This is a genomic window from Microbacterium sp. DT81.1 (assembly GCF_049844955.1).
In the GTDB taxonomy this organism is placed as follows: Bacteria; Actinomycetota; Actinomycetes; order Actinomycetales; family Microbacteriaceae; genus Microbacterium.
In genome coordinates, this window is the sequence record NZ_JBNCMA010000006.1 from 152,054 (window position 1) to 165,448 (window position 13,395).

Consider the following 13,395-nt stretch of genomic DNA (forward strand, 5'->3'; position numbering starts at 1 on the left):
CCGATGGTAATCGAGCGTATCGAGCGGGCAGCGCCCTCACGGACAAGCACGAGGCAGCTCTCGATCGCGATGATCGGCACCCGTGGCGTCCCCGCGGCGTACGGCGGCTTCGAAACCGCGGTCGAAGAGGTGGGACGGCGCCTGGTCGAACACGGCCATCGGGTGGTCGTCTACACCCGAGGCTCCGAGAGCCGTGAGACGGAGTACCTCGGCATGCAGGTCGTGCACCTCCCCGCGCTCGCGCAGAAGCAGCTCGAGACCCTGTCGCACACGGGACTCTCCACGCTGCACGCCGTCGCGAACCGTCGCCCCGATGCCGCCTTCGTGTTCAACGCCGCGAATGCCCCGTTCCTGCCGCTGCTGCGGGCGAGGGGCATCCCCACCGCGCTGCACATGGACGGGCTCGAGTGGCGACGCTCCAAGTGGGGTGCACGCGGCAAGGCGTACTACCGGTGGGCCGAGCAGTTCGGTGTGCGGTCGGCCGACGCCCTCATCGCCGATGCTCCCGGCATTTCCGATTACTACGCCGACCAGTTCGGCGTCCCGACCGAGCTCATCCGCTACGGCGCGCCGATCATCGAGGCGGCGCCCACGGACGGCCTCCAGGAGCTCGGACTCGAGCCGGGTGGCTTCCACCTCGTCGTCGCCCGGTTCGAGCCGGAGAACCACGTGCTGGAGATCGTCGACGGCTACCGCCGCAGCGACGCGCAGCTGCCTCTGGTGGTGGTCGGCTCAGCGCCCTACAGCGCGGATTACACGCGCGCGATCGAGGCGGCGGCCGGAGAGGACCCGCGCATCCGGTTCCTCGGCGGCGTCTATGACCAGAACCTGCTCGACGCGCTGTACTCGCACGCCCACACCTACGTCCACGGGCACTCCGTCGGTGGCACCAACCCCTCGCTTCTGCGAGCGATGGGCGCCGGCACCGCGGTGATCGGATACGACGTGCCCTTCAACCGTGAGGTGCTCGCCGACAACGCCTGGTTCTTCCAGACGGCGCGCGACCTCGCCATGCATTTCGCTTCGGTCGAAGCAGACGCCGAGCTTGCGGTGCAGCTCGGCTTCGAGGCCAGGGAACGCGCCCGCGAAGAGTTCCGCTGGGACGACGTCGCGGACGCATACGAGGATCTGGCCCTTCGCCTCGCAGACGGCGAGTCGATGCACGACGTCGGACGCCGCGCCGTCCGCGCGGCGCACGAGTGGGATTTCGGGGGACTTCCGGCGATCACCGCCGGTTGACGGGGCGTCTGGGCGAGGATGGGGATCGCTCGCTCAGAACGTCCGTCGCGGCACAGACCCGAACTGTGCCGCGATCTCCCCCCACTGCCGACCGAAGTGATTCGTGTGGGCGCGCAGGGCCCTCAGTTGGGATTGATGCCTGTGCCAGCCGGCACCGTGCACGTCGGGAATATCCATTGGATTGGCCGGCGGGTGCCACGGCAGCCTCATCCCGGTTTCTCTGGGTGGAAGCACGCGGCCCCGCCTCCCGTTGAGCAGATCCGCGTAGACCGCAGCGACGGAGACCCCGGCGGCTGCGGCCCTCTCGAACTGCTTGCGTTCCGGCGCGGTCATATCGGCTTCTCCGAGCGCGATGGCTTCCCTCAGCGTGAAGGTCTTCGCACGGGCAGAAGGGTCGATCTTGGCGATCTGGGAGCGCTCCAGCCTTGCGGCGGTGATGATGAGGTCCTGGGATGCGATGACCTCTCCGGTCACGGCGCGCGGTGTATGCAATTCCGCAGCTTCACGAGCGGCTGGATTATTGGGAATCAGCCGTGCAGCAATGTCGCACATATGGCTCGCGCGCCCCACCTCCGTGCCGGCGCTCGTCACCGCGACGTCGCTCCGATCGGCATCGACCTGGGTGGAGAGGACGATCTCCATCAGGGGCGATCGACACACGTTCGCCACGCAGACGAACAGAAGATCACTTGTCACGCCGCCCCCGAGGAACTCAAGATATGACAGCCGATCTCGATGCACACCATGTCAGACTTGCATGGATGCCACCGACTCCGCGAACGATCCTAGTTGTTCATCCTGGGGCCGAACTGTACGGGTCCGACAGGGTCCTCCTGGATTCGGTGCTCGGCCTGGTGGACTCGGGTTTCTCCGTGCGCGTGATGCTCCCGGAGGAGGGCCCGCTCGCAGATGAGTTGAGAACCGCTGGCGCCTCCGTCTTCACAAGCGATCTCTTCGTGCTGCGTAAGCGCCTTCTCCGGCCCTCGGGTTGGATGGAACTGGCGTCGACCGCCTTCAGGGGGATGCGGGCGACCCTTCGGACGCTCAGGAGTACCCGTCCGGACATGGTGTTCGTCAACACCATCACCTTGCCGATGTGGCCCATGCTGGCTCGCGCGAAGGGGGTGCCGGTCCTCCTCCACATCCACGAGGGCGAGTCGGGGGCGAGGTCCCTGGTGAAGCGTGTGCTGTACCTTCCAGCGCTCTTCGCTCACAGGATCCTGATCAACAGCCAGTTCAGCCTGGATGTGATGACCTCCGTATATCCCCGCCTCTCGAGTCGGACGGAGATCGTCCCCAACTCCGTGCCGGCCGCCCTCGCGCCGCCGCCCGCGCGCCCGGACCTCGTCGGCGGTCTGCGGGTGCTCTACGTGGGGAGGCTCTCTCCACGCAAGGGTGTCGATCTTGTGGTGGATGCGGTGGGAAAACTGCGCGAGGCCGGCGAACAGGTGTCGCTGGACATCGTCGGCTCGGCGTTCTCCGGATACGAGTGGTTCGAAGAGCGGCTTCGCGCCGCGGCACAGGATGTCGCGCCCGACCATGTGCGGTTCCACGGGTTCCAGCCGGAGATCTGGAGCTTCCTCTCGCACTCCGACGTCCTGGTGGTGCCTTCGCGCTTCGACGAGCCATTCGGCAACACTGCCGTCGAGGGCATACTGGCCGGTCGTCCGGTCGTCGTGAGCGAGACGTCCGGCCTGATCGAAGCCACGCGAGGCATATCGACTGCGTACCGGATCACACCCGGTGATGCTGCGGCGATCGCCCGAGCTCTGCGCGAGATCGCCGCGGCATGGCCCGAGGTGATCGTCCGACTGGATGACTCCCGGTCGTTGGCGCAAGAGCGGCACGCGCCTTCGGTCTACCGAGAGCGGATCGCTGAGGCGGCGCGCGATGTGGTGCGCCGGCGTAGCTGAGCATGCGCGGCGGGTCGCAGAGCGCGCCGCGTGAGGCAGGCGGGCCCGAGGGGATCAACGCGGAGCGAGTTCTCCTGCAGGAGTCAGGGTCTTGCCGCGTCCCCGCCCGCGCAAAGAGGCGGTCACCCGCGCTTCCGACGAGTAGTCGTAGTACGAGTCGGAGCGACGACGCCGGGCATGCGTGAAGATGATGCCGGCGACCTCGACTCCCGCGCTGCGCAGAGCCGTCAACGCTCTCGACAGCTGAGCGAGGCGCGTCTTGCTCACGTCGACCACGACAACGGTGGAATCGACATGCTGAGCGATGACCGCGGCATCCACCACCGACAGAAGGGGCGCGGTATCGACCACCATCATGTCGAATCGCCCTCGTATCTCCGTCAGGATCTCCGCCATCCGCGCCGATGCCAGGAGCTCGGCAGGGTTGGGCGGGATCTCACCCGCGGGCAGCACGGTCAGAGACGTGTCTCCCCACCGCAGCTTCGCCTCGTCGAACGTGACCGAGCCGACCAGCATCGTCGTGAGTCCGATGGCGTTCTCCAGCCCCAGCGTCGCCGCGATCTGCGGCCGGCGAAGATCGGCATCCACCAGAATGACGCGCAGGCCCGCCTCGGCATAGCTGAGCGCGAGGTTCACGGCGGTCGTCGTCTTGCCCTCGCCCGGGATCGAAGAGGTGACCGCCAGGGAGTTGATGGAATGCTCCACCGCCGCGAACCGCAGGCTTGCCCGGACCCCACGGTAGGCCTCTGCGCTGGGCCCGTTGGGTTCCTGGATGAGAACCGGTGCGCGAGGCGCGCCCTTTCGCTCGGGAACCGCGCCCAGGAGAGGCAGGTCGGTCAACCGCCGGAGGACGTCGGTCGACCGCACCCGTGTGTCCAGGAGCGCCCACAAGGCGATGCCGAGCCCGGCGAGCAGCGCCCCCGCGAAGGCGCCGAGCACCGCATCCCGTTGCTTGTTCGGCGAGGCCTGCACCGTCGCGGGCACCGCAGGCTCGATGACCCGCGCGACGATGGTGGCGTTGCCGCCCTCCTCCACGGGGGCGAGCTCCGCCACGGCCTCCGACAGCTCGGTCGCCATCGCGTTGGCGACCTCCGCCGCGAACGCCGGATCGCTCGAACCAGCGGTGATCTCGAGGATGACCGTGTTCTGCGGTATGGACACCGATGTCATGTTGCGGAGCTCGGCGTTCGTGACGTCTTGACTGAGACCAGCTCGAACCTCGTCCAGCACGATCGATGACGTAGCGAGCTGGGCGAAGGAGAGCATCTGGTTCTGGGTGTAGGCGGAACCCTGGTTGATGTCGGAGCCGCTGGTCGCCGACCGCATCGAGAAGTAGATCGAGGACGACGACAAGTAGATCGGCGTGAGCGTGCTGGAATATCCGAAGGCCGCAATGCCGCCGATGATGGCGGCCAGCAGGATGATCCACCATTTGCGCACCAGCACCGCCAGCACTCTGCCAGGCGTCTGCTGCGGCTTGGCGTCCGTCACGTCGCACCCACCACATCTCGCGCCGAATCGACGCGCTCCTCGATGCGACCCCCCGCCGCACTGCCCCTGCTAAGGGTATACGAGGCAACCGCAAGGCCCGCTGTGAACCAGACGAACACCGCGTACTGCGTGATGAGGGCCACCGTCGCGAACGCGGGGATCTGCGCGACGAGCGCAACGCTCGCGGGAGACGCGCGCCGAAGGACGCCGACCAGGAGAATCGCGAGCAGCAGCACCACGATCACCAGACACAGCAGCCCGAAACGCAGGCCGATGAGAATCAGGGCACTGTCGATCGAGCGGAACCCGCCCCAGTAGTCCTGTCCGGTCGCCAGCACCTCGCGCGACGGCGAAACCCCCACCACGACCATGGAATTGATCAACGGGATGAGGTCGAACCGGTACGCCGCGCTTCCCTCGGCCTCGGCGCCGGCCTCGCCGAACACCTCCAGGAGAATGGGCAGCGCCACCGCAGAACCGACACCGAGGATCACGAGCAGACCGATCCGGAAGGCCCTGTCCATGTACCGGCCGAGGAACGCCACGGCGAGCAGCACCGTCAGGGCGAACCCGATGAGTCCGAGCCTGCTGAAGGTGAGCACGGCCGCGACACCGACGACGACCAGGATCGCCCCGCGGACCCAGGTCGGCCAGCGCACGGACAGGACGAACGCCGCCGACATGGCGAGGCTGCCGCCCAGAGCGATCGAGTGCCCGAAGGCGCCCTCAACGCGAAGCTGGCCGCCACGGATCTGCTGTACGCCCCACACCCCGGCATCACCGGGGACGGCGAGGAAGAAGCTCTGGCCTGTCACGAACTCCGCTATCGCCAGCACCGACGCGATCAGTGCTGCGACGGCGATGCACGCCGCCACCCAGTGCTCGGATACGCGGCCGAGCACGAGGCGCCCCCAGAGGTATGGGAGGAACCAGGTCAGCAGCGAATTCTGCACGTGGCCGGCGACCGCTCCGCCCATGATCTGCGCGAGAAGCACGACCGCAAGAAGGACGAGCATGACGGTGTCGACGGAGGACCAGGTCAACCGGTCCGTGTACCCGCTCGCGATGCAGAGGACGGTCATCCCGGTGAGCGCGGAGATGAACATCCCCGGGGCGTTCACGCCGAGCCAGATCGGAGTGAAGAAAAGGGTGGTGGCCCACAGGGCCATCGCCCACTTCGGCTGCCTGCGAATGAGCAGGAACAGGCCCAGAACGGCGCACAGCCCGGCAGCGCCGACAGCGACGAGCTGTATCGGATCAGATCCCACGCCCGGCCCCCTGTGTTCCGTTGCCCGATTCTACGTGCCGTTCCCGTGTCCCCGCCGAACGTCCGCGCGTCATCACCGCCGTAGGATGTGACAGGGGAAAATCGGGGCCTTGTCGAGGTCCTGGCGGTAAGGGGGACGGCGCGTGCGGATACTCGTTGCGTGGGCGGGGGATGTCTCGCCCAACCTCGGCGTCCGCGCCCTCGGTCGCGGGTCGTCCGATCTGCTGCACGGCGTGTGGCCGGATGCGCGGATCGAGTTCATGGACTTCGGCAATCGGCCGGCTGCTATCCCGTGGGGCACGCCGCGTTCTCTCCTGCGGGAGCGGGTCACCGGCAAGGCCGGGATGATCGAGTGGCTCCGCGGCTTCGACCTCCTGTGGGACACGCGCTCCGGCGACAGCTTCGCCGACATCTACGGCTCCAGCCGGCACGCGAAGATGTCGCTCATCCACGAGTTCGCCGTCCAGGCCGGGGTGCCGGCTGTGCTCGCCCCGCAGACCGTCGGACCGTTCGGCTCAACCATCGGCCGCGGACTCGCGCGGCGCAACCTGCGCCGCTCGAAGCTGGCGTTCGCACGCGATCCGGTCAGCGCCGCCGCGGCTGACCGCCTCGGCCGTCCCGTCGACGCGAGCACAACCGACCTCGTCTTCGGCATCGCGCAGCCGGTTCCCTCGGGTGAGCGCGATGTGCTGCTGAATGTCTCCGGGCTGCTCTGGAACGCGAGCGACCACGTCGACCACGACTCCTATCGACGCGCCGTTCGAAGCCTCATCACCCGCATGCTCGATGACGGACGCACCATCACTCTGCTCCCCCACGTGCTCGACTCCCACGACCCCGACAACGACGTTCCCGTGTCGAAGCTTCTCCAGGACGAGTTCGACGGACGCGTTCAACTGCACGTACCCGCAGACCTGGAGGATGCCCGCTCGGCCATCGCGGGCGCCCAGCTGGTGATCGGGGCACGGATGCACGCGTGCTTGAACGCGCTGTCGACCGGCACGCCTGCGATCGCGATGGCGTACTCCCGCAAGTTCAAGCCCCTCATGGCGGAGCTCGACTGGCCGCACGTGGTTCCGCTGGCCGAATCGGCCGACCCCGCCGCGGAGGTGCTGCGAGCGCTCGAGACGCCTGGACTCGACGAGCGTGCCCGCTCCGCCATGTCGCGCGGGCAGCGGCTGCTCGCGCCGGTGTCGGAGAGTCTCCGGGCGATCGTATGAGTGCTCTGCGCGAGAAGGTGCGCGACGTCGTCGCCCGGGACGCCTGCTCCGGCTGTGGAATGTGCACGCGGCTCGACAGCGGGCTGGAGATGCGGCTGGATGCCGGTGGCCACCTGCGCCCTGTCGAGGCTCGACCCGCCTCCGAGTCGCCGGGCGCCGAGGCCGCCTTCGACGCATCCTGCCCCGGCGTCCGCGTCTCGGCGCAGAAGCCCCGCGGAGCGGAGCGGCATCCGCTGCTCGGTTCCGCCTTCGGCGTCTGGGAGGCATGGGCGACCGACTCGGAGATCCGCTACGCCGGCAGCAGCGGCGGCGCGCTGACAGCGCTGCACGCGTGGCTCGTGACGAGCGGCCGCGCCGCTCGGGTCACCGGCGCTGCCGCCGACCCGCTCAATCCGCGCAGAAGCGTTCCGGTCACGATCACCACCCGCGCGGAGGCGCTCGAGGCCGCGGGGTCCCGGTACGCCCCGGTCGCCGCACTGTCGAATCCCGACGTGCTGGCCCCCGGTTCGGCGGTAAGCGGCAAGCCGTGCGAGATCTCGGCGATGCGCGCCGCGGTCGGCGCGCTGGGTGGCGAGCCGCCGCTGCTGCTGTCGTTCTTCTGCGCGGGCACGCCGAGCCAGGGCGCCACCGACCGGCTGCTGGACCGGCTCGGGATCGGTCCTGACGAGAAGGTGGATGCGATGCGCTATCGCGGGAACGGCTGGCCGGGCCGCTTCGCGGCACGCGCCGGCGAGACCGAGGTGGACGCCGACTACGAGGAATCGTGGGGCTCGACGCTCGGACCGACCACCCAGTGGCGCTGCAAGGTGTGCCCGGACGGCGTCGGCGAGTCCGCCGACATCGTCTCGGCGGATTCGTGGGCCACCGACGAACGCGGCTATCCGGTCTTCGTTGAAGGGGCGGGGGTGAGCGCGCTGATCGCCCGCACCACGCGCGGTCTCGCCGTGATCGAGGAGGCCATCGCCGAAGGGGTTCTCGAGGTGCGCCCCCTCGCGATGCCGCACCTGGCGGATGCGCAGCCGCTGCAGACGGCGCGCCGGCGCTACCTGCTTGCTCGGCTGTGGGGATCGCGTTTCGCCGGCCGCGTTCCGCCGCGGTACACCGGCTTCGAGCTGGCGCGGCTCGGGCTGCCGCATCCTCGGCAGTTCGTGAGGGTGCTGAGGGGGACATACCGGCGCGTTCGCACGGCGCGCGGGACACGCACATGAGCTCGGCCCTGGCGCACTCCGCGGCCCGAGGGGCGTTCTTCACTCTCGCCGCGCAGGTCGCGAAGATCGTGCTGCAGTTCCTCTCGGTGATCGTCCTCGCGCGGCTGCTCTCGCCCCACGACTACGGCCTGCTCGCGATCGTGCTGGTCGTCGTCGGAGTCGGTGAGATCTTCCGGGACTTCGGCCTCACCACGGCATCCATTCAGGCGCCCGTGCTCACCCGCGGCCAGCGCGACAACCTGTTCTGGATCAACACGGCCATCGGCGTCGTACTCACGATCGCGATGTTCTTCCTGGCGTGGCCCATCGAGGCTGTGACAGGTGAGCCCGAGATCGTCGGCATGGTGCACTGGCTTGCGGTGCTCTTCCTCCTGAACGGCCTCGCCACCCAGCACCGCGCGAACCTGGCACGTGACCTCAAGTTCAAGGCGATGGCGGTGATCGAAGTGTCCGCCGCCGCGATCGCCCTCACCGTCGCGGTGGTCTCGGCTCTGCTCGGCGCGGAGTACTGGGCGCTCGTGGCCCAGCAGCTGACGAGCGGCGTCGTGGTGCTGGCGGGGTCCGTGATCGCGGGACGGTGGCTGCCTCGGTGGTACTCCCGACAGGACTCGGTCCGCGACCTCATCAGTTTCGGGTGGAACATCGTCGCCACCAACCTGCTCGTGTACACCGGTTCGCAGATCGACACGATCATCGTCGGGCTGAAGTTCGGCACCAGCCCCCTCGGTCTCTACAACCGAGCGTTCCAGCTCGTCATGACTCCGCTGAGCCAGGTGCGCTCCCCCACGAAGAATGTGGCGCTGCCGGTGCTGTCGCGGGTACAGGAGGATGCGCCGCGCTTCGACAACTACGTGACGGCGGCGCAACTGCTCCTCGGCTACGGCCTCGGCATCCCGCTCATCCTGGTGACAGCACTCGCCGACCCGATCGTGCGCGTCATGCTCGGTCCGCAGTGGCTCGGGGCGATCCCGATCGTGGCCCTCTTCGCCGTCGCGGGTCTGCTGACGACCCTCTCCTTCGTCGGATACTGGGTCTACCTCTCGCGGGGCCTCGGCAAGCAGCTCTTCCGATACACGATCGTCACGACGATCATCAAGATCATCTGCATCGTCGTCGGCTCGTCCTTCGGCGTGCTGGGGGTTGCCGTCGGCTTCGCTGTCGCGCCGGCGATATCGTGGCCGCTGTCGCTGTTCTGGCTGTCCCGGGTGACCCCCATGCCCACCGCACGGCTGTACGCCGGCGCCGCCCGGATTCTCATCGTGGCCGCGCTGACCGGGTCGGCGGCGTGGGGTGCCGCCCAACTCGTCAGTCCGGCCGGATCCGTGCTCATGATCCTCGCCGGCATATTCGCTGGACTCGTCGCCGCCGCGGCACCGCTGATCCTGCCGATCTACCGGCGGGATGCCCGCAACCTCACCGGCTTCCTGCGCCTGATGCTGAAGCGCCAGCCGCGTCCCTGAGCCCCGTCCGTCAGCGCACCTCGAGGTTGTCGACCGTGACGCCCACCGGGGCGTTCGTCGCCGTTCCGGACAGGTAGGACAGCACCCCGATCTGGCCGGCACCCTGCAGTTCAGCCTGGGCATCCGTCGCCGTCAGGAACCAGCTGGCGGGTTCCTGAGAACCGTCCGCCCAGACGTTCGCGTTCAGCGTGGTCGAGCCGCCCGCCGTCGTGCTCTGCAGGCGCAGCTGGAGCTTCCCTCCCGCGGTGTACGTGTACCCGGTCAGCACCTTGTTGGCGACGAGCGTCTCGGTGGTGCCGACCAGCTTCGCGATCGATACGGTCACGACGCCGGTCGCGCTGATCCGCAGCTTGAGCCGGTACTCACCGGCCGTGGTCTTGTGCACCTGATAGTTGAAGTGGAGCCCTCCTCCGTCCGCGACCTTGTCGGTCGAGAGCAGCAGGCGGGCATCCTGGTTCTGCACCGAGAGGCCCGACAGTGCGGCCGACCGCGTCTGCCCCGCACTCATCGACATACGTCCGACACCGCCCGACACCGAGAAGAGCGCGTTGTTGTTCGTCGTCCACGCACCGCCGACCGTCGCGGTTCCCCAGCCGCTGGCCACGGACCGCTCGAAGTCATCGCGCGCCACGAACGCCTGCGCTGTGACGGTCACCGATCGCGTCGCGGGCGCGCTGGTGGCTCCCATGCTGTCGGTCACGGTCAGGGTGACCGTGTAGGTGCCCGCCGCGGCGTACGTCTTGGTGGGGGACGCCTGGGTCGATGTCGTCCCGTCGCCGAAGTTCCAGGAGTAGCCGGTGATCGTCGCGCCGCCGGAGGCCGTGGAGCCGGTGCCGGAGAAGCTGGCGGTGAGACCCGAGACGGTCGCATTGATGACGGCCACGGGTGCCTGATGGGTCGCCGTGGCGTTCACCGTACGGGTGGTCGACGCAGTCATCCCGGCACTGTCGGTCACCGTGAGCGTGACCGTATAGGTTCCGGGGTTGGCGTACGTGCGGCTCGCGTTCACTCCACTGCCCGTGGAGCCGTCACCGAAGTTCCAGGAGTACGAGGTGATCGTGCGACCGCTCGGTGCGCTGGAGCCGCTGCCGTTGAACGACCACGCGAGGTTCGATCCGGATGTCGTGAACGACGCCGTCGGCGCGCTCTGGCCTCGCCCGATCGCATAGTGCGCCGCGATCTGCGAAGCCGTCAGCGCCTTCGGGTACACCGCGAACTCGTCGAGCTGACCGTTGAAGTAGTCCGACGACGGCCGGTTCGGCCAGCTGGCGAGGTTGTCACCTCCGAGCCGCCACATCCCGGTGTAGAGCTGGGCGGCCGTCGCGGACGGTTCCGAAGCAACGAGCGTGCCGTCCACGTAGAGCTGGATGCCGGCCCACGGATCGAGCTGTGCGACGGCGTGATGCCACTGGTTGTCGCGATACGCGGCCGGAGTCGAGATCGTCCGCTGCACCTGCGGGTTGACGCCGAACACGAGCGTCCCGTCGTTGCGCATGTACAGGTGACGGTCGTAGTTGGTCGATGCGCCCGACCCGGCGTTGCCGTATCCGACCAGCTTGCCGCCGGACGAGGTCGACGTCTTGAACCACAGTTCGACGGCGAACGACTCCTCGAGCGGCTGGCCGGCGCTCGAGCGAGCAAGTCCCGTCGAGGTGCCGTTGAAGGTTGCCGAACCGTTCGCCTCGCTCGCGAGCGCGTCATCGCTGGTGGTGCCGACGCCGCCGAAAGGCGTCGCATTGACGCCGCCGGCCTGGTCGGTGAGGCCGCTCGCCCCACCGAGTCGCCAGTACGTGGTGGCCCCGTCATCCAGCACGACATCCGCATAGGAGGACGTCGAAGTGCCGTTGACCGACACCGTCACGTCCGCGCTCGTCGCGGCATTCCCGTCGCCGTCCCGTGCGACCACGCGATATGTGCGACTCGAGCCGGCCGGGATGCCGTCGGCGGCGAACGTGATCGTCGGCGTGTACCAGTAGGTGGACTTCACCGACTTCGTCGCGAGAGGAGCGGCGCCCCCCTGAGCCCACAGCTCGTACGTCAGATTGAGGTCGTCGCGGTCCCAGTTGGCCGGGATCTGCACGCGGGCGGTGCCGGCGGTCGCGGAGCGCGCCGTGGGGGTCCAGGTCGCGCCCGACAGGCGCGGACCCTGTCTCTTGCCCGTGGAAGGGCTGCGAGCGAAGCGCACGAGACCTTGGAAGCGCTGGTTGTTGACGGCGGGGAATTCGCCGCCGACGACGACATAGGCTCCGTTGCCGGTCACCGTCCAGCCCGCCTGCCCCTGGCCTGTGAAGCTGCCCGTCGACCAGTCCGGATACCAGTTGACCGCGGCGGGAGCGGGGTAGCCGCTCCAATTCGTGTAAGTTCCGCCGACGTACGGACTCCGCGTGAGCGTGCCCTTCGTCGCGGCGGTGTAGACCGTCGCGTTCTTCATGTTGCCCGGTTTGCCGGAGAGCTGGGGCATGCCGCCCGCGGTCTGGCAGTCGTGCTCGTGGCCCGTGCTGTAGACGTTCGTGCCGTCGGAGTACACCCCGTAGTGGTCTCCGTGGCAGTCCGCGATCCAACGCACAGCCCCCGAACCACCGTCGGCGGAGAAGATGCCCTCCAGATTGCCGAGAGAAACGCCGCCGTAGACCCAGCCGGTGCCGTAGACCGCGCCGTTGCTGTCGGTCGTGAGTGCCCAGATGCCGGCGCCACGACCCGCGGACGCGCCGATGGAGGTGTTCTTCACCACGGAGGTGACGGCCCACGGGAGGAGAGCGCCGTCGGTGAGGCTCAGCGCGGCGAGGCCGCGCGCGGAGGCGCCGTTCACCGAGCCGAAGCGACCGCCGATGATGACCTTGTCGCCTGCCGGCGCCAGCACCATCGCATCGACGTGGTGGTCGGCGACCGGAGCCCAACCGAGGATCGCGCCGTTCGTCGGGGATGCGGCCGCGAGGTTCCTGCGGGTTGCTCCTCCCGCCGCTCCGATGGAACCGCCGAAGTAGACGGCCGAGTTGGTGGCGACGATGGCGTTGACGAAGGAGCCGCCGATCGCCGGCCGGAAGGTGTCCAGCAGGGCACCGGTCGACGTGCTGAACGCCGCCACGTTGAATCGGCTCTGGCCGTTCACCTGGGTGAATTGGCCACCCACGTAAAGTCTGCTGCCGTCAGGCGAGAGGGCGAGCGATTTCACGGTGCCGTTGATGTTCGGGGCGAAGGACGTCGCGACACCGGTGGTGATGTTGTAGGCCAGGATGTTGTTCCGCGCGAACAGGTTCGTCCCGGGGGCCGCTCCGGCCGGACGCGCGTTGGAGAAGCTGCCGCCCGCGTACACGGTGGTGCCGTTGATCACCTGCGCCCACACGACTCCGGAGTCGATCTGCACCGTCGGAAGCGGATCCGCCGTCACGGTCTGGGCATTGCGCTGCTCGATCGGCGCAGGCCCCGGCGCTGCGGCCGCAGGCTCGGCGCTCGAGACCACGAGCCCCGCCGCGAGAAGAGCGGCGATGGCCAGCATGCCCGCCGCACGGCCGCGACGACGAGTCGATCCCACAAGTACGTCCTGCATCAGAACCCCCCCGGTTCCGGCGCCGCACAGAGCGGCTCACCCCAGATGCT

The 13,395-nt window shown here is 68.5% G+C and carries 9 protein-coding genes; 5 read left to right on the forward strand and 4 right to left on the reverse strand.

All coding sequences use genetic code 11. From position 1 onward, the window contains the following. Window positions 1–3 precede the first annotated feature (3 nt). A complete protein-coding gene (locus ACLQ2Q_RS16640) occupies window positions 4–1,239 on the forward strand; it encodes a DUF1972 domain-containing protein (protein WP_425821890.1) in 1,236 nt (411 codons plus the stop codon). Window positions 1,240–1,272: 33 nt separating this feature from the next. Here ACLQ2Q_RS16640 and ACLQ2Q_RS16645 read toward each other — a convergent pair whose 3' ends face one another. Continuing rightward, window positions 1,273–1,980, reverse strand: coding sequence for a hypothetical protein (locus ACLQ2Q_RS16645; protein WP_425821892.1), 708 nt, complete (start codon window positions 1,978–1,980; stop codon window positions 1,273–1,275). A 20-nt stretch (window positions 1,981–2,000) separates the two neighbouring features. Between ACLQ2Q_RS16645 and ACLQ2Q_RS16650 the strand changes: the two genes are divergently transcribed. Next, window positions 2,001–3,152, forward strand: a complete 1,152-nt coding sequence (locus ACLQ2Q_RS16650) for a glycosyltransferase (protein WP_425821893.1) — start codon at window positions 2,001–2,003, stop codon at window positions 3,150–3,152. Between the two features lie 54 nt (window positions 3,153–3,206). Here ACLQ2Q_RS16650 and ACLQ2Q_RS16655 read toward each other — a convergent pair whose 3' ends face one another. Both ACLQ2Q_RS16655 and ACLQ2Q_RS16660 read right to left on the reverse strand, forming a co-directional pair. Further along, window positions 3,207–4,643: a polysaccharide biosynthesis tyrosine autokinase gene (locus tag ACLQ2Q_RS16655; RefSeq protein ID WP_425821895.1), complete on the reverse strand. Its 1,437-nt coding sequence runs from the start codon at window positions 4,641–4,643 to the stop codon at window positions 3,207–3,209. Then, window positions 4,640–5,911 (reverse strand): hypothetical protein, encoded by a 1,272-nt coding sequence (locus tag ACLQ2Q_RS16660; RefSeq protein ID WP_425821897.1) that lies wholly within the window; start codon window positions 5,909–5,911, stop codon window positions 4,640–4,642. The genes ACLQ2Q_RS16655 and ACLQ2Q_RS16660 overlap by 4 nt, the downstream gene beginning before the upstream one ends. A 142-nt stretch (window positions 5,912–6,053) precedes the next feature. On the opposite strand from ACLQ2Q_RS16660, the gene ACLQ2Q_RS16665 reads away from it, so the two are divergent. The 3 genes from ACLQ2Q_RS16665 to ACLQ2Q_RS16675 are packed head-to-tail and all read left to right on the forward strand — an operon-like array spanning window position 6,054 to window position 9,798. Continuing rightward, entirely contained in the window at window positions 6,054–7,130 is a 1,077-nt protein-coding gene (locus ACLQ2Q_RS16665; protein ID WP_425821899.1) for a polysaccharide pyruvyl transferase family protein, read from the forward strand. Further along, window positions 7,127–8,338 (forward strand): Coenzyme F420 hydrogenase/dehydrogenase, beta subunit C-terminal domain, encoded by a 1,212-nt coding sequence (locus ACLQ2Q_RS16670; protein ID WP_425821901.1) that lies wholly within the window; start codon window positions 7,127–7,129, stop codon window positions 8,336–8,338. The genes ACLQ2Q_RS16665 and ACLQ2Q_RS16670 overlap by 4 nt, the downstream gene beginning before the upstream one ends. Next, window positions 8,335–9,798 carry a lipopolysaccharide biosynthesis protein gene (locus ACLQ2Q_RS16675; protein ID WP_425821903.1) on the forward strand — a complete coding sequence of 488 codons (1,464 nt, stop codon included), beginning with the start codon at window positions 8,335–8,337 and terminating at the stop codon, window positions 9,796–9,798. The genes ACLQ2Q_RS16670 and ACLQ2Q_RS16675 overlap by 4 nt, the downstream gene beginning before the upstream one ends. 10 nt (window positions 9,799–9,808) lie before the next feature. Here ACLQ2Q_RS16675 and ACLQ2Q_RS16680 read toward each other — a convergent pair whose 3' ends face one another. Further along, window positions 9,809–13,345 (reverse strand): PKD domain-containing protein, encoded by a 3,537-nt coding sequence (locus ACLQ2Q_RS16680; RefSeq protein ID WP_425821905.1) that lies wholly within the window; start codon window positions 13,343–13,345, stop codon window positions 9,809–9,811. Between the last annotated feature and the right edge of the window lie 50 nt (window positions 13,346–13,395).